Source organism: Paraburkholderia sp. SUR17, assembly GCF_029536165.1.
Lineage (GTDB): Bacteria > Pseudomonadota > Gammaproteobacteria > Burkholderiales > Burkholderiaceae > Paraburkholderia > Paraburkholderia kururiensis.
This window is the reverse complement of sequence record NZ_CP120508.1, coordinates 3,067,121-3,083,206: the sequence shown is the minus strand read 5'-3', so window position 1 is coordinate 3,083,206 and position 16,086 is coordinate 3,067,121. Positions and strand designations below refer to the sequence as shown.

17 protein-coding genes and 2 tRNA genes are annotated in these 16,086 nt (G+C 63.9%); 9 read left to right on the top strand and 10 right to left on the bottom strand.

Annotation, left to right across the window (positions count from 1 at the left end; translation table 11 throughout):
- Positions 1-6 precede the first annotated feature (6 nt).
- The 3 genes from P2869_RS13655 (at position 7) to P2869_RS13645 (ending at position 3,502) form a co-directional block, all read left to right on the top strand.
- The gene (locus P2869_RS13655; RefSeq protein ID WP_277596762.1) at positions 7-204 is read left to right on the top strand and encodes a ribbon-helix-helix protein, CopG family; all 198 of its coding nucleotides are present in this window, start codon (positions 7-9) and stop codon (positions 202-204) included.
- A gap of 291 nt (positions 205-495) precedes the next feature.
- A complete protein-coding gene (locus P2869_RS13650; RefSeq protein ID WP_277596761.1) occupies positions 496-2,418 on the top strand; it encodes an OmpA family protein in 1,923 nt (640 codons plus the stop codon).
- A gap of 328 nt (positions 2,419-2,746) precedes the next feature.
- On the top strand, positions 2,747-3,502 hold the full coding sequence (locus P2869_RS13645) for a response regulator transcription factor (RefSeq protein WP_160167475.1): 756 nt from the start codon (positions 2,747-2,749) through the stop codon (positions 3,500-3,502).
- 94 nt (positions 3,503-3,596) lie between these two features.
- On the opposite strand, the gene P2869_RS13640 is transcribed toward P2869_RS13645, so the two are convergent.
- Together P2869_RS13640 and hemN are read right to left on the bottom strand one after the other, a co-directional pair.
- Positions 3,597-3,681, bottom strand: a tRNA-Leu gene (locus P2869_RS13640).
- A 90-nt stretch (positions 3,682-3,771) separates the two neighbouring features.
- Positions 3,772-5,157, bottom strand: a complete 1,386-nt coding sequence (gene hemN / locus P2869_RS13635) for an oxygen-independent coproporphyrinogen III oxidase (RefSeq protein ID WP_277596760.1) — start codon at positions 5,155-5,157, stop codon at positions 3,772-3,774.
- Between the two features lie 253 nt (positions 5,158-5,410).
- Here hemN and P2869_RS13630 point away from each other — a divergent pair, with 253 nt between their 5' ends.
- The 3 genes from P2869_RS13630 (at position 5,411) to P2869_RS13620 (ending at position 7,381) form a co-directional block, all read left to right on the top strand.
- Positions 5,411-5,734 (top strand): YkgJ family cysteine cluster protein, encoded by a 324-nt coding sequence (locus tag P2869_RS13630; protein ID WP_277598145.1) that lies wholly within the window; start codon positions 5,411-5,413, stop codon positions 5,732-5,734.
- 139 nt (positions 5,735-5,873) lie between these two features.
- The gene (locus P2869_RS13625) at positions 5,874-6,413 is read left to right on the top strand and encodes a DUF1439 domain-containing protein (protein WP_277598144.1); all 540 of its coding nucleotides are present in this window, start codon (positions 5,874-5,876) and stop codon (positions 6,411-6,413) included.
- A gap of 71 nt (positions 6,414-6,484) precedes the next feature.
- Complete coding sequence (locus P2869_RS13620) at positions 6,485-7,381, top strand: undecaprenyl-diphosphate phosphatase (RefSeq protein WP_017774452.1); 897 nt, start codon at positions 6,485-6,487, stop codon at positions 7,379-7,381.
- Positions 7,382-7,427: 46 nt separating this feature from the next.
- On the opposite strand, the gene trmB is transcribed toward P2869_RS13620, so the two are convergent.
- The 3 genes from trmB to P2869_RS13605 all read right to left on the bottom strand — a co-directional run bounded on the left by trmB (position 7,428) and on the right by P2869_RS13605 (position 10,641).
- Positions 7,428-8,213 (bottom strand): tRNA (guanosine(46)-N7)-methyltransferase TrmB, encoded by a 786-nt coding sequence (trmB, locus tag P2869_RS13615; protein ID WP_017774453.1) that lies wholly within the window; start codon positions 8,211-8,213, stop codon positions 7,428-7,430.
- 528 nt (positions 8,214-8,741) lie between these two features.
- Positions 8,742-9,392: a hypothetical protein gene (locus P2869_RS13610; RefSeq protein WP_017774454.1), complete on the bottom strand. Its 651-nt coding sequence runs from the start codon at positions 9,390-9,392 to the stop codon at positions 8,742-8,744.
- Between the two features lie 241 nt (positions 9,393-9,633).
- On the bottom strand, positions 9,634-10,641 hold the full coding sequence (locus P2869_RS13605) for a GlxA family transcriptional regulator (RefSeq protein ID WP_199540270.1): 1,008 nt from the start codon (positions 10,639-10,641) through the stop codon (positions 9,634-9,636).
- Positions 10,642-11,042: 401 nt separating this feature from the next.
- On the opposite strand from P2869_RS13605, the gene P2869_RS13600 reads away from it, so the two are divergent.
- Positions 11,043-11,684, top strand: a complete 642-nt coding sequence (locus P2869_RS13600; protein ID WP_017774456.1) for an HD domain-containing protein — start codon at positions 11,043-11,045, stop codon at positions 11,682-11,684.
- A 34-nt stretch (positions 11,685-11,718) separates the two neighbouring features.
- Here P2869_RS13600 and P2869_RS13595 read toward each other — a convergent pair whose 3' ends face one another.
- From P2869_RS13595 to P2869_RS13580, 4 genes are all read right to left on the bottom strand, one after another.
- Positions 11,719-11,943, bottom strand: coding sequence for a hypothetical protein (locus P2869_RS13595; RefSeq protein WP_017774457.1), 225 nt, complete (start codon positions 11,941-11,943; stop codon positions 11,719-11,721).
- A gap of 255 nt (positions 11,944-12,198) precedes the next feature.
- Positions 12,199-12,273: transfer RNA gene (locus tag P2869_RS13590), tRNA-Gly, on the bottom strand.
- 80 nt (positions 12,274-12,353) lie between these two features.
- Positions 12,354-12,917 (bottom strand): YggT family protein, encoded by a 564-nt coding sequence (locus tag P2869_RS13585; protein WP_017774458.1) that lies wholly within the window; start codon positions 12,915-12,917, stop codon positions 12,354-12,356.
- Between the two features lie 166 nt (positions 12,918-13,083).
- A complete protein-coding gene (locus tag P2869_RS13580) occupies positions 13,084-14,019 on the bottom strand; it encodes a DUF2520 domain-containing protein (protein ID WP_277596759.1) in 936 nt (311 codons plus the stop codon).
- 309 nt (positions 14,020-14,328) lie between these two features.
- Between P2869_RS13580 and P2869_RS13575 the strand changes: the two genes are divergently transcribed.
- Together P2869_RS13575 and P2869_RS13570 are read left to right on the top strand one after the other, a co-directional pair.
- Positions 14,329-14,490: a hypothetical protein gene (locus P2869_RS13575; RefSeq protein WP_168724576.1), complete on the top strand. Its 162-nt coding sequence runs from the start codon at positions 14,329-14,331 to the stop codon at positions 14,488-14,490.
- 472 nt (positions 14,491-14,962) lie between these two features.
- On the top strand, positions 14,963-15,256 hold the full coding sequence (locus tag P2869_RS13570) for a hypothetical protein (protein ID WP_017774461.1): 294 nt from the start codon (positions 14,963-14,965) through the stop codon (positions 15,254-15,256).
- 113 nt (positions 15,257-15,369) lie between these two features.
- Here the strand turns inward: P2869_RS13570 and P2869_RS13565 are convergent, their stop codons facing one another.
- A complete protein-coding gene (locus P2869_RS13565; protein ID WP_017774462.1) occupies positions 15,370-16,053 on the bottom strand; it encodes a LysE family transporter in 684 nt (227 codons plus the stop codon).
- Between the last annotated feature and the right edge of the window lie 33 nt (positions 16,054-16,086).

Below are 16,086 nucleotides of genomic sequence, written 5' to 3'. Positions count from 1 at the left end.
TCTGCCATGGAAACAAAAAGCGCCCGACTGACTGTTCTGATCGATCCCGTGAAAAAGGAGGCGTTCGAAAAGCTGTGCGCGGCGCAGGACCTTACGCCGTCGCAGGTCGTACGCCAGTTGATCCGCGACTACCTCGAGCAGCACGGTGTGACGTATCGCACGCGCAACACGCTCGGAGCGCGTCCGCGCCGCAAGTCCGCCTGAGTCCCTGAGCACCTCCGCGCGGTGCTTTTCCTTTCCCTTTCCCTTTCCCTCTATCTTCCGATCCGGCCGTAGACGCGTTCTCGTCATGGCTTCCTTGCAGGAGCCATCCGGCGCTCCTGCCGTGCGCGCATCCATCGTTCTTGCGTTGGGTCTATCGCACCGGCGTACCGTAACAAACCTTGACAGTCTGGCCATCGTTCCACTGCTAAGGTGCAGGCGGTTTGTCAGCCTGTCTGCCGTCGGGAAAACGGCAGATCGGGCAGTCCGCTTGTTCCTGAGCAGGGGTTCGCATTGAAGCAGATCGATCTAGTACAGTCGACCAATCACACGTTTTCCGAGCCGGTCAGGAAGCAGCTATCCACGCAGATCGGTCTGTCGCCTGAGATTCTCGAACACATGGTGGGCTGTGCCACGCCGGCCCTCGTGGCCTCGTTGATGGCGGCGGCGATCTCGGCCGAAGGTAACGCCGCGATTTTCGAGGCAGCCAGATCGAAGGAAGCGAATCCACATATCGCCGAAGAGCTGGTGCAGCTCACGGCCGCGACCGCTGGCATCAAAGACCTGGAGACAGCCGGCGACGCGCTGCTCACCCACGCTACCGGCCGGCGCGTTGCCGTGCTGGGCGATCAGGTGGCGGCGCAGACCGGGCTTCCCTCCCAGGCCACGCACGTGTTGACCGGCATGGTGGCCGCCGTGCTGTTCGGCGTGCTCAAGCACCATCTGCTGCTCGAACAGGCCCACGAGTCAGCGTTGCCCGCGATGCTTCGCGCACAGTTGTCGGCCGTCTCAGGTCGTATCTCCGATACCGTCGCGCAGGCCATGGGCTTCGCCGATGCCAGCGAGTTCCAGCGTTCGATTGCTTCCCGGCTGGGTGCCGCCACCCGTGCCGTGACCGCTGCGCCGGAAGTTGCTGCGCCGAGGCAGCCGGTAGCTGTTTCGCCAACGGCTGCCGCAGCGCGTTCTTCATCTGACATTGCGCCGATCGAAGCCGGGAAGGCGGGCAGATGGGCATGGCTTCTTTTCGCCTTGCTTGCCATCGTACTGGGTGGGGTTTTCACGTGGAGCCGTCTGCACCCCGCAGGCGGGGCGGACGAGGCGAAGCCGGCCGCTGCTGCGGCCAGTTCCCAATCTGTTGCCGCGACCGGGTTGGGCGGAACGACTTCTGTGGGCGCGGTTACGGCAGCGAGTACGGTCGCCGCCAGCAGGCCGGCAGCGGTCGCTGGCCCGGCGGTCGCCAGCCAGGCCGTCGCCAGCCCGGCCGTGGCGGGCAGTTCGACGGCTGCATCCACTGCGGCCGCATCCGTGTCGGTCGTGCCTGCAACGGCAAGTGCGCCCGTTGGCGCTTCCGCGGTAGCGGGGAGCATCCCCCTTGTGTCTGCGCTGCGTTCCGGTGAGCCGCACCCGCTCGAGCACGATACTGTGCCCAAGGCGCAACTCGCATTCGGCGCGAGTCGCGCTGGCGTTCCGATGCTTGAGGCCGTTCTGAAGGACGAAACGGAGAAGGAGAAGCTTCTCGACGCTCTGGGCCGCAACGCCGCCGCGGGGCGCGTCCATGTCGACGTGAGGCTCGACGCGCATGTGGCGTCCGCGGGCTGGCTTGGCCACCTCGACGATCTGCTGGCGCCCATGACTGTTCCGGGGGCCGCATTGCGGATCGAGGGAACACGGATCGAGCTCGCCGGCGCTCTCGCTGCGAACGCATCGGACTGGCGCTCGCGTTTGCAGCGACAACTTGGTCCCACCTACAACATTGCGGTCTTCAACGCGGACGAGGCCACCACCTCGGCCACCGATGCTTACCTGCGCGCCATGGCCCACATCGTCGAGACCGACCGCCGCTGCGTCGCGCCAGACATGGCCGGCGTTCTCAACCTGCAGGTGATCGGATTCGCGAGTTCGAGCGGGCATGTGCCAGCGTCGGCAAAGGAATCGCTGACCGAGGCCGCGCAGTTGATGAAGGCTTGCGCGGATGGCGGCCATCCCGTTCGATTAACCATATCGGCGTTTTCGGACAACGCCGGAAATGCCGATGCGAACCTCCAGCTTTCACAGAAGAGAGCCCAGGCCGTGCGTGATTTTCTCGTGAGTGCCGGTGCGCCTGCTGATCAACTGACAGCGACGGGCTACGGCCGCGCGCAACCCGTCGCGAGCAATCTGACGCCCGGCGGGCGATTTGCGAACCGCCGCATCGTTTTTGCGGCGGACGGGCGATGAAATAGCGCGAGTAACGCTTGCGAGTTAGCTCCAGGTAAAACGAAATGCCGTACCGGCCAGCGTATTCCTGGTTCGAGGGCAATTACCGCCGAAGTACCGTCCATGGCTCACCTTCGAGATGGGCCTTTTTTTGTGCCCATTTCGAGTAATTTCTCGATATGCGTGCGATTGCCTCGGGTCAGGCGAGCCATCTTCCTGTACAGAAAAGTTCAAAGATTTTCACCATTGATGATGCGACCATTAAAGTCAGATTAAGCGGTGACGAGAATTTCATTCTCATACTGAATTGTTAATGGCCATTCGGCCAATTCTTGGAGATATTCGCGGAATGAAAATTCTTGTTCTTGAGAGAAATTTTCTGGATGCCGCGCTCATCCAGGACGCACTGATATCGCGCGGCTACGATGTCCATCACTTTAACGACGGCAGGCAACTCATCCGATACCTGGAAAATTCGACCGCGGATCTGCTGATACTGGACTGGTCGAGCGGGCCGTTCGCTGGCATCGAGGTGTTGGGCTGGGTTCGCGCGCGCATGGGAGTGTGGATGCCCGTGCTGTTCGCGACCAATCGTACGGCCGAGGAGGAAGTGGTTGCCGCGTTCGAGGCGGGCGCCGACGAATACATGATCAAACCGCTTAGGCGAGAGGAACTGGTGGCGCGTGTGGAGGCGTTGATGCGCAGGGTCGATTCACACGCGGCACAGTCGCACAGTTCACGCATCGAATTTGGATGTTATTCGTTCGATTTGCGTAACGGCACCATCGCAGTCCATGGCGAGCTCATTGATACCTCACCGAAGGAATTCGAACTCGCCTCGCTGCTATTTCGCAATATCGATCGAATCATGCCGCGTCATACGCTGATCAGATTGCTCTGGGGAAGCGATATGAACTTTTTCTCGCGAGGATTGGATACGTATGTCTATCGCGTGAGAAGGAAGCTGCGTATCGGACGCGAATCCGGATTTCGCCTGCGTACGGTGTACAGCCAGGGGTATTGTCTCGAAAGATGCATTTGGGATCAGCCCTCACGATCCCCGATGACAAAAAGCATTGGGCTGCAAGTAGTGGCAGGGGTTTGAGCTTTCCGTCAGCGCTTGATCTATGTGCTGCGGCGCGGAGCCGCCATTAAACGCGCTTTTGCCCAACTGGGCCGGAGAGCCGAACAACATTTTTTGGTGCCCAGGGCCGGACTCGAACCGGCACGCCTTGCGGCGGGGGATTTTGAGTCCCCTGCGTCTACCTGTTTCACCACCTGGGCTTGTGTGGAGGCGCACGCACGGCAACCGCGCGTGGCGAAACGTGGATTATGTCGCAAATCGGTTTGCCGGGCAAGATGATGCCCACAGGCTCAGACTGTCCGCGAGAACCGCTCCATACGCTGCGTGCCGAGATAGCGGTCGAACACCATGGCGACGTTGCGCACCAGCATACGGCCGGCGGGCAGCACGTCCAGGCGGTTGCCGCCAATCGAAACAAGGCCATCGCGCTCGAATTCGCGCAGGCGCTCGAGTTCCTGCGCAAATGCGTTGCCGAAGCGAATGCCGTACGCCGCCTCGAACTCGTCGAAGCGCAATTCGAGGTTGCACATGAGCTGCGTGATGATGTCGCGGCGCAGCCGGTCGTCCGTAGTGAGGCGGATGCCGCGTGTGATCGCGAGGTGCCCTGCATCGATGGCCGCCGAGTAGGCCGGCAAGTCCTTTGCGTTCTGCGCGTACACATCGCCCACCTTGCCGATTGCCGAGGCGCCGAAGGCGATCAGATCGCAGTCCGCTCGCGTGCTATAGCCCTGGAAATTGCGATGCAGCGTGCGCTGCGCCTGGGCGAGTGCGAGTTCGTCGGTGGGCAGCGCGAAATGGTCCATGCCAATGTAGACGTAGCCCGCCGCGGTCAGCCGTTCGACCACGAGTCGCAGCAGCGCAAGCCGTTCCTGGGGCGACGGCAGTGCAGACGCGTCGATCTGGCGCTGCATCTTGAAGAGGTGAGGCATGTGCGCGTAACCGAACACCGAGAGACGATCGGGCGCGAGCGAGAGCATTGTGTCCAGCGTGCGGCTGAAGCTGTCGACCGTCTGGTGAGGCAACCCGTAGATCAAGTCGACGCTGATCGAGTGGAAACCCGTGGCCCGTGCCGCACGGATGACGTTCGTCGTGAGCTCGAGCGGCTGGATGCGGTTGACCGCTTGCTGCACCAGCGGATCGAAGTCCTGTACACCAAGGCTGATCCGGTTAAAGCCGAGCGTGCGTAGCTGCACGATGGTTTTCGCGTTGGCTTCGCGCGGGTCGATCTCGATCGAGTACTCGCCCTCGGCGTCGGGGCGCAGCGTGAAGTTCTCGCGCGTCGCGGCCATCAGTTCGGCCATTTCGTCGTGCGAAAGGAAGGTGGGCGTGCCGCCGCCCCAATGCAGTTGCGACACCGGACGCGAGGTATCGAAGAGCGCGGCCTGCAGCGCCATCTCGCGCTTGACGCGCTCCAGATACGGCCTGGCTCTCGCGCGGTTCTTCGTGATGACCTTGTTGCAGCCGCAGTAGAAGCACACCGTGTCGCAGAACGGGATGTGGAAGTAGAGCGAGAGATCCGTCTCGGCGGCGCCGGGGTCGCCCGCAGCGCGGGTGTAGTCGGCGATGTCGAAGTCGTCGCGGAACTGGAGCGCCGTCGGATAGGACGTATACCGCGGACCGTTCGCGCTGTACTTCGCAAGCAGTTCGGGGTGAAAGAGGGTGTCGGCTGCGGTCATGGGAGCTTTCCGGCTGATGCCTTGCACGATAGAGCGCTTTGGCGCTCCTGCATCTCATTCCGGGGCACGAACGCGTGCAGCGGGCCAGGATGAACTGGCAGCAGCGGCATGGAATCGTTGTGGTTGGCGGAGCGGTTGCGCATCGGGCTTCGGGTCTGGTCGATCTACGGGAGTGGCGATCCACCGCACTGTGCAAACGGTCGCACGGGTGGTCGATGGCACAATGTACTTCCGCAAAGCGGGCTGGATTTTGATGTATTGCAACTTTCTCCAAACCGGAAAGCCGTTGGTGAGTACCGATTCCCCCTTCAATGTGCCTGGCCACGCGTGTCGCCCGGGCTGCGGCGCGTGCTGCATCGCGCCGTCCATTACGACCCCCATTCCGGGCATGCCGCACGGCAAGCCCGCGGGCGTTCGGTGTATTCAGCTTTCGGACGATATGCGCTGCCGGATCTTCGGCTCGCCGGAGCGGCCTGCCTGCTGCTCCGGCCTCAATCCTCAGGTGGAAATGTGCGGCGAATCGCGCGGCTCGGCCCTGACGTGGCTTGCGAACCTCGAGGCGCAGACTCGACCCTAACGTCAAACTCGCGGCGCGCAGGCATGGCCTGCCGCCAGCATCAGGAAACAGGAGATTTCATATGAATCGAACCGCTGCACCGGTTTGCCGGCCACCGCTTGGTCGGCCACCGATTTCCCGACGCAACTTTCTGCTCGGGATGTGCGCGGCCGCCGGCGCCACCTTGTCGGTGACGGCGTGTGCAACGGGCATCTTTCCATTTATCCCCGACCACTACACGTTCTCCCAGCAGCAGGTGCAGGACGCGGTGCAGCGCAAGTTCCCGTACGAGCATTCGGTGTCGCAGGTCTTCGACGTGGCGCTCAGTCATCCGGTGGTGGGGCTGCTGCCCGACGCCAACCGCGTTTCCGTGCGGCTCGACGCGCATCTGGCGAGCCCGTTTCTGCGGCAGCCGGTTGACGGCGTCTTCATGCTGTCCAGCCAGCTCGCGTGGGATGAGGCCAGCCGTTCGGTGGTGCTGCATGAGCCGAGCGTCGACAACGTCGCGGTGAACGGCGACGCCGCGGCTTACACGCAGCAGATCAACGCGGCCGCTGGCGTGCTGGCCACCCAGCTACTGACCAACTATCCGGTCTACACCTTCAAGCCGGAGCAGCTTCAGTTTGCCGGGGTGAGCTACGAACCCGGTACAATCACTATCCTTACAAACGGCATACGCGTGCAGATCGTCGAGAAATGACGTGCGTGCGGCCGAAAGCGGGCCGCACGTAACCATCGCGGCTCCGGCACGAATACTCTGGAGAGAGCCCGATGGATTGGATTCTGACCTGCAAGGCACTGATTTTGGGTTTGGTGGAAGGCTTGACCGAGTTCTTGCCCGTTTCGAGCACGGGGCACCTCATCGTCGTGGGTAGCCTGCTCGGTTTCAATAACGACGACGGCAAGACCTTCGACGTGGTGATCCAGCTGGGCGCCATCCTCGCGGTGTGCTGGGAGTTCCGCCGCAAGATCGGGGATGTGGTCGCCGGACTGGCGTCGAAGCCGGATGCGCGGCGCTTCACGGCGAACGTCGTCATTGCCACGTTGCCGGCCATCGTGCTGGGGCTGCTGTTCGGGAACGCCATCAAGGCCGTGCTTTTTTCTCCCGTATCGGTGGCCTTTGCGCTCGTTTCGGGCGGCGTGATTATTCTCTGGGCGGAATCGCGTCAGCGGGAACGCCGGGCCGTAGCGGCCGCTGCAGGCGCGGCGCCAGGTGGCAGCGCTGCGGCCGGCGTCATCGCTCAATCGGAGGCGCGTGTGCAGTCTATGGACGAACTCACGGCCACAGACGCACTCAAGGTAGGCTGCGCGCAATGCGCTGCACTGATTCCGGGCATGTCCCGTTCGGGCGCCACGATTATCGGCGGCATGCTGTTTGGACTTGACCGGCGCGTCGCCACGGAGTTTTCGTTTTTCCTCGCCATTCCGGTCATCTTCGGCGCCACGGTCTACGAGCTGTACAAAGGCTGGCACGCGCTGTCAGCGAATTCGCTCGGCCTGTTTGCCCTCGGCTTTGCCGCTGCGTTCGTCAGCGCGTTTGCCTGCGTGCGGTGGTTGTTGCGCTACGTCGCCGCGCATGACTTCACGGCTTTCGCGTGGTATCGCATCGGCTTCGGGCTCGTGATCCTGCTGATCGGCTATAGCGGCGGCCTCGATCTGGGCGAATGACGCGGACGTCGCGTGGCCCCCACGCGTGCGCGGCCAGTGTGTTCCGTCAGTCCGCGCGACGCCTGAAAATCAGATCCCACACACCATGACCCAGCCGCAGTCCGCGGCGTTCGAACTTCGTCACCGGCCGATAGTCGGGGCGCGGCGCGTAGTCCGGCGCGGTGTTTTCGAGCGTGGGCGCGGCGCTCAGCACCTCCAGCATTTGTTCGGCGTAGTTCTGCCAGTCCGTTGCGCAATGCAGGTAGGCGCCCGGCTTCATGCGTGAGGCGAGCAGGGCGACGAAAGGCGGCTGAATCAGCCGGCGCTTGTGATGGCGCGCCTTGTGCCATGGATCGGGGAAAAAGATGTGCACGCCGTCGAGGCTGCCGGGCGCGATCATGTGTTCCAGCACTTCGACCGCGTCGTGCTGCACGATGCGGATGTTCGTCAGCTCGTGTTCCCCTATGAGCTTCAGCAGCGCGCCTACGCCAGGCTCGTGCACCTCGACGCCGAGAAAGTCGTCGCCGGGACGATGCGCTGCGATTTCGGCTGTGCTGTTGCCCATCCCAAAACCGATCTCCAGCACGCGCGGCGCCTTGCGTCCGAAGACGACGTCCCAGTCCGGATGCTCGGCCGCATACGGCACGACAAAGCGCGGGCCCAGTTCGTCGAGTGCGCGGCGCTGGCCCGTCGAAACACGGCCAGCCCGCGTCACGAAGCTGCGGATGCGACGGCGGTGAAGCACATCGTCGGTTGCATCGTCCGCGGACGGGTCAGGCTGCGGAGCTTCAGCGGACAGGTTTGCGTCAGGCGTGGTGCCGGGCAGTTCGGCGTCGTTCTGGTCGTGGATCATCGTGTGAGACTGCGTGTCTGGGACTGCGGTGAGCGTATGAGGCAGGGTTCTGGCGTCGCGTTCGGCCGCGGGAGCCCGTGGGGCGCGATAGCGAAAGACCGGCGGACGGAGCAACGACGAAAGGCGGCGTGTTGAGCGATGCACCGAAGCGCGATGCCGCGACCGTAGTTGACGCAGCGGATCGCAGCAGGTCGCCTGGCTGGAAAGCGCGCAAGGCGTACGCCGAATCGCAGTTGCGGGATGCGTCGCGTTGCTGCGGTTCATGCCACATGGCGAATCGCCCGCTTTTGCAGCGGTTGCCCGATTTCCATCAGCCCGCTCGCCGATCGCATCGAGGAGCGCCGGTACTTCGTCACCCATCTCTGCGCGATTCCACACTGTCGCGCCATATCGGTGGCGCCGTGTTCGTTGGTTTCGCAGGCGCGGATTATAGCAGCGCAGCCAGGCGGCCCTTGAACCAAGGGTCGCCTGGAATGTGTCGGCAGGAAGGGGGCCGCGGGGTCTGCTGGCGGCCGAAAAACAACGATCTCAGAAGCGGTAGCTCGCGCCGATCTGGACGATCGGATAGAAGCGGTAGCGCTGCACCGAATCGCGAATCTTTTGCTCTTCCCGCTGGATGTCGCCGTCCGCGAGCGCCTGCAGGTCGGGCGAGACGCTGAAGTCGACGCGCGGCCGTCCGTAAGCGACGCCCACGTCCGCTACGAGCCCGAAGCCCTTGGCGGTCGGCTTGTGACCGAAGCCGATGCCCAGGTATGGCATCGCGACCGGGTACTTCACTGTCGTGTTCGCGTAGGCGCCGGGCAGCGCCGGGTAGGTCTTGCCGTTGAACGAAAACGTGCCGTTGGTCGGCACTGCGTTGCCCTGGAGCCGGTCGGCATCCAGAAGCAAGCCACCGGTCAGACGGAACGAACTGCTCGCGAACGGGAACAGGTCCAGATAGCCGCCGCCATGCAGGATGCGCAGATGCCCGTCGAACTCGTTGCCGCCTGCGTTGAACGAGTGACTGAAGGCGAAGCCGTTGACGTCGGCGTGCAGGCCGAGCCAGTGGGTGACGCCGACTGCGAGGCCGGCGCCGCCACCTTGCGTGCCGCCTTGCAGATAGACTTCTTGTGCCGCGACAGGGCCGGCACAGAGCGCGCCGCCGAGTACGACAGTCGCGAGCGTGATCAGAATCTTCAAAGAACTTCTCCAGACGAATTGCGCGGTCAATGCAGTGCCGCGCAACGAGACTGTAGAGAGAGTCGCCGTAAAGCAATGCGTGGATAAGGGGGGCGTTGAGGGCGTAATTCCGCGGCAGTTGTGCGGCACCTGGGCGAGCCGCGTGTTGTGATGTTGTCCGAAACATTTAGGGCTCGGCCCCAACCGGCGTAGGCGTCGTGGCAGCTCCGCTCTCGTGCCGCCGCAAGGTAGAACTTGCCGGTCAGCGCGGTGGTTTCTCGCGCGCAACCTCGGTATCGCCATCACGTTGCAGCGTGGCGCGGAATCGCTCGCGATATTGCATCGGTGTCGCGCCGATGCGCCGCATGAAGACGAGCCGCATGCGGTCCGAGGTGCCGAATCCGCAGTCGTAGGCGATCGTTTTCAACGCGGCATCCGTGCTCTCCAGCAGCTTGCGCGCCGAATCCATGCGCGCCCGCTCGACGAACTCGTGCGGCGTGATGTTCGTCTGCTGGACGAACACGCGCGCGAAGTGGCGGGCGCTCATGCCCGCAATTTGCGCGAGTTCGCTCACCGTGAACGATTCCCGGATGTGCGTCATCACGTGAGCCAGCACCTTGGCGACCGGCGATGTGTCGTCGGCAGGGGCCGTGAGGTAGGGGCTGAACTGCGACTGGCCGCCCTGGCGCTGCGCGAACACCACGAGCCGCTTCGCAACGGCAAGCGCAAGCTGCGGACCGTGGTCTTCGGCGACCAGAGCAAGCGTGAGGTCGATGCCGGCCGTAATGCCCGCGGACGTCACGAGCGGCCCGTCGCGCAGATAGATGCGATCGAAGTCCACGCGCGCTTGCGGAAACTGCTCGGCCAACTGTTGCGCGTGCTGCCAGTGCGTCGTGACATGGCGGCCTTCGAGCAGGCCGGCGCGGCCTAGTGCAAATGCACCTGTGCAGATGGAACCGTAGCGGTTGCAGCCCGCGGCGACGCCGGAAAGCCATTCCGTAACGCCGGACGGTGCATCGCCTCGCGGCAGCGCCGGCCCTCCGGCCACGAGCGCGAGATCGAAGCGGCGCGGCGCGCGCGCAAAGGTGTCGTGAGGCGCAAGCGTAAGGCCGTTGGAGGCGCGGACGGCGCCTGCGGTATCGGCGAGCAGCATGACGTCGTAGCGGTCTTCGGGCGCGAGAAACGCGTTCGCCTCGCCGAGCACGTCGACCGGGCCCGCGACGTCGAGCGCCTGCACGCCTGGAAAGATCGCAATCGCGACGGTGCGCATGAGGAAGAGTCCTTTGGGTTCTATGGCGCCGGCTCAATTCGCCGCGACGCGCGCATCGGCACTCGCCATCGCGGCGCGCACGGCGATGCGTGCGGCAGAAGACAACGTGCGTTTGGCAGTGTCCGGCGGTCCGTCGGCGTTGCCCGAGGATGCCCGTACACCAATACTCGGTGGCATGGAAGTTCGCTTCCGGCGGGCAACGATGCACGAGCATAGCAAAGCCACTGGCGTCGATACGCGCCGGCACGCGCCTCGATTCCCGCACGGGCGCCTGCGCCCATGCCTACATCGAGCAGGGGGCGTTACGTCCTTCGTACGTGGCTGGATACGTCAGGCCACCGTCACAACTTGTCCGCGTCATCCGTACGACATGCGCGGGCTCATTCTCATCGAGGTTCCACATGACACAGACGATTGCCGGCATCAAGATTCCCGACAGCGCGATGGCGCGCGAAGCGACCGAACTCGTGCGCGACACGGAAACGGATCTGCTCTTTCATCATTCGCGCCGCGTGTTTCTGTTCGGCGCGCTGACGGGCGAGCGCAAAGGGCTCGCCTACGATCCCGAACTGCTCTACATCGGCGCGATGTTTCACGACATGGGGCTTGTCGAACCCTACAGCAGCAAAGACGAACGCTTCGAGGTGGACGGCGCCAACGCGGCGCGCGATTTTCTGCGCCGCCACGGTATCGGCGCCGCGGATATCGACGACGTCTGGGATGCCATCGCGCTGCACACCACGCCGGGCATCCCGAAGCACAAGCGGCCGGTGGTCGCGCTCGTGACAGCGGGAGTCGAGATGGACGTGCTCGGGCTCGCGTACCACGACTTCACGGACGAGCAGCGCCACGAGGTGACGCATGCGCATCCGCGCGGGCTGGGGTTCAAGGAGGGGATCATCCACGCGTTCGCGTGCGGAACGATGCACAAGCCGGAAACCACGTTCGGCAACGTAAAGGCAGACGTGCTGGCGCTCAAGGACCCGCACTATCACCGCGAAAACTTCTGCTCGATCATTCTCGGCTCGGCCTGGAAGGATTGAGACGCCCTGGACGGGCCGTCGGCGCGGCCTGCGCTTACAGCGATACGATGACGCGCATCGGCGTGGGACTGCCGAGTTCGAACTCGCGCGTGCGGCCGGCGCGCACGTCGAGCAGCAGGCGGTCGATCTGATTGACCGCCGCGCGCATGCGCTGAGCCTCCGTGGTCGACGACGAATGGTCGGCCTCGGCGAGCATCGATTGGCGGGTCTCGACGAGCAGGGAAATTGCACGCGAGCGCGACATGAAGAAGCGTTCCATCTGTGCAGCCACGCGAACGAATACGGGGAAAACGGATATTAACCGTACACAGACAATTGGGCCGCGTGGAAATTCCCAGCCGGGCAGGATGTGCCGCGTCACGACGCACGTGGTGTGGCGAACGCCCGAGGCGCCGTCGTTCGGCGATTGCCTGATTTGATCGGAATCGGAGTTTGGCAGTTGGGAGCGCGGATACCGCTGCTGCCGGGAGAGGTGCTGGCCGGTGTGGCTACCAGCAAGGCCTGTGGTGCCTGGTGGAGCGGGCGATGGGAATCGAACCCACGTCTCCAGCTTGGGAAGCTGGGGTAATAGCCATTATACGACGCCCGCGGAGCACGCAATTCTACGCGGTTTTGCCCGAATTCCGCAATCTCGCGCGCCGCAGGCGCGGCACGCGAGCTTTACTGCATTCAAATGCCGAACAACGTGAGCGACACCGCCAGTCTCGTCACGACCATCAGGAGCACCTGCACGATCACGAAGAGCAGGATCGGCGACAGATCGACTCCGCCTACCTGCGGCACGACGCGGCGCAACGGATTGAGGAACGGTGCGGTGAGCTGATAGAGAATCGGCATGGCCGGCGAGCGCGGATTGAGCCACGAGAGCAGCGCCATCAGGATCGTCAGCCAGATGAGCAGGTTCAGCGCCCATTTGACCACCGTGAGCACGGCAACGAGGAGCAGCATGGGCAGCAGGCCGAGCGGTTCGACGCCGGCAATCAGCACCATCAGCACGACATAGACGAGTGCCGCGATCAGCGCGGCGACCACGCTTGCCCAGTCGATACCGCGCGCACCCGGAATCACGCGCCGCAACGGCAGCACGAGCCAGTTGGTGACCTGCAGCACGGCGCTGGAGACGGGATTGTACGGCGGCATGCGCACGAACTGCAGCCAGGCGCGCAGCAGCAAGGCGGCGCCGAACAGCGTGAAAACGGTATTGAGCAGAAAGCGGGCGATATCGCCGAACATCGCGTGTCCTTTTCTTTCAGGGCGCATCGATGGATGCGCCGGCCTTGTTGTCGAATGGTGTTCCGCGTGGGGCGCAGCCTCGCGTGAGCGCCCCGAAGGCATGCGCCCCGCGCCGCCTTCGCGCGGCAAATGGATGGCGCCGCGCCGGTCGTCACATTATCACGGCTTACTCGCCGCTTGCATCCGCCGGAATGCGGCCAAGCGTGCGCACGAGTGACGCCTCGACGGCGCTCGCCATCGTGTCGATTGTCGCGGGCGGCGCCTTGCGCCTGCGTGCGAGTTGGATGGCACGTCGTGTCATGAGCACGTAGAGCGGCGCATGGTCGCCGCCCAGCGATTCGAGCAGCGCGAGCTGCTTTTCCACGACGCCCGCATCGCCGCGCGACACCGGGCCGGCAAGCGCATTGACGAGCCCTTTGTCGCGAGCGGTTTCGATCGTGCCGGAGAGCATGGGCAAGACGGCGCGCAGCGCATCGTTTTCGTCGAAACCGAGCTTGCGCCACAGGGCGACGCACTCCGCGAGGCTGCACAGTGCGAAGCTCGCCGCATAGTGCGCGGCGGCGTGGTACAGCATGCGGCCGCCCGGCGGGATCGAGAGCGGATGGCAGCCGAGCGCGCGGGCGAGGTCCGTGAGGGCGTCCTTGAGACGACCATCCGCCTCGATGGTGACAGAGCAGCCGGCGATGCGCGCCAGGTCTGCGAGATTTCCGGCGAACAGGTAGAGTGGGTGAAAACCACCGGTCGCAGCGCCCTGGTCGCGAGCGGCTGAAAGCAATTCCACCGGCGACGCGCCGCTGCAATGCACGAGGGCCCAGGCGCCAGTGCGCGCGGACAAAGGGTCGAAGCGAAGACTGTTCGCTGTCGAACCGATGGCATCGTCCGGGACGGTTAGAAAGACGATATCGGCTGCGTCGACAACCTCTTGCGGGTCGTCGTACGCGGCACATTGCCCGATCTGACTGGCGAGCGCACGAGCCGACTCTGGTGTGCGACTCGCGATGGCCGCCACCGGATACCCGGCGCGCGAGAAGCCGTGCGCGAGACAGAACGCGATGCGGCCCGCACCGATGAAACCGATGCGCGGTAGTGGGGACAGAGACATGGTTTCTGCTCCGACGAAATGAATACGGAAGGGTGGAGTATCGCCCATCAAAAGGGCGATAACGGCGGCGGACGGCTGGTTTGGGCGGGCGTCGTGGGTCACACACGCTGTGGCGTGATGGCCGCTACGTTGCGACGGGCGCTTTCCTCAGAACAGTACTGGCCGAGTATGGCGGATGCCACGGCTCATGTACGCGCCATGCCCTTGACGCAACGGAAACTGCGCACAATTTCCGCTCGGCTCCGGCTTTCCGTTGTGGTTGGTCGTCGTGTTGCTTCTATCCGGCAGTTCGTTTCGGGAGCGTTCACCATGAGCATCTTTTCTTACCGGAAACACCTGCGGTTCCTGACCCACTCGCAGCGCCGTCGGTGGTGGGACCAGAGAAAACGTCTGACGCCACGCGTGCAGATCGGCGGCGCCTACGTGCCGCCCAGCGTGAGCCGCGAATTCACCTACGTCAAAGTCGGATAGCGCCGCGGGCCCAGCCGGCGAATAGCTTATGAACAGACCCCGAGCGCCCGGCCACGTGCCGGGCGTTTTGTTTTTCCGTCAGGCGATTTGATGCTGCTGCCGGTTCTTCTTTCGTTCCGCAGCGGCGCGCAAGTCCAACACAACGGCATGACCCGTGCTGCCGGATCACAACATCACCACCCCCGAATTTGTAATTAAACATTACCGGTCCGGCGTGGGCCGCCGGCGGCGAGCCGGTAAGAACGCCTTTGACTATCGACACGGCACCGCAAATGTCTTGATTTATCTTGAATTCACATGGGCCGCCCGAATCCAATATGTAGCGGCCGTTCCTCCTGCTCGCCGACGCGTTCACGGACCTTGCAATTTGCAACAAATGGCGTCGGCGGCATAACGGCGTTTTCGTTACATTGAACGCATGACCGTACCGTCATGCGGGCCGGCAGGGTGCCGTGCCGCAAGGAGAAGAGAAGTGAAGAAGACCGTTTCGTTTGTCGTTGCCGCCGCGCTCGGTTTGGGGCTTGCGGGTGCGGCCGAGGCCCATGTGTCGATCGGCGTCGGCATTGGGGTGCCACTGGCCCCTGCCTATCCCGTCTACGCCGCGCCCCCGCCTGTTTATTACGCACCGCCTCCGCCGCCAGTCGTCTACGCGCCGGCTCCGGCTTACTACTACGGTCCGCCGCCGGGCGTGGTGGTCGGCGGTTACTGGGGCCGGCCGTATTGGCATCACGGCGGCTACTGGGGACACGGCCACTGGAGGCGGTGAGCTTCGGCCAGATGCCGGCCGGCGGTCGATGCGGTCTCATGTAACCGTATCGATGACGCGCTGATACGAACGGCGCAACGTGAGGCTTCCCGCCCCGTTGCGCCGTTCTGCGTTTACAGCACGCCGTTGTTCTGCGCGTGCTGCACGATGAGGTCGTGATATCCGTTCACGATCACGCTCCACGAGAAGTACGCAAAGAGCAGCGCGGAAAGAACGTGGCATGCGCGCAGCAACCCGGGCCCCGCCCGTTTGCGGCCGTGGCTCGCGAGGCTGCAGAGAAACAGCGTCCAGGCGAGGCCGCCCAGGAAAAAGCCGCTGAGAAACACCGCGGCGCCGCTGGCGTTCGTTGCGCCGGACTTTGCGATGAGCGCGCCGCCCACCGCGGCGAACCACAGAATCGCAGTCGGCGACGAGAGGGCGAGCAATGCCCCGCGCGTGAAGCCGCGCGAGGGGCTGAGGTGCGGGGTACTGGCATCTGCTTCGCCAGCCACCGCGGGCGCCACGGCGGGATTGATGGCCTCTCGCGCCATCTTCCATGTGAGGAACAGCAGAATGGCGCCGCCGCCTATCCAGACCACCCACCGTACCGGCGCGAACTGCAGAAGCGCGGCCATGCCCGCGAGCGCAAGCGCGGCGTAGATCAGATCACCCAGGCAGGAGCCGAGGCCTAGCCAGAATCCCGGCTTGAAGCCGTGTGTCAACGTGAGCGAGATCATCGCTACGTTGACGAGTCCAATGTCGAGGCACAGCGACAGCGAGAGAAAGAAACCGTCCGAGAACATCGAGAGGGCGGGCATGCGCGAACAAACTCCAGTTTCTGATTTGTTGTG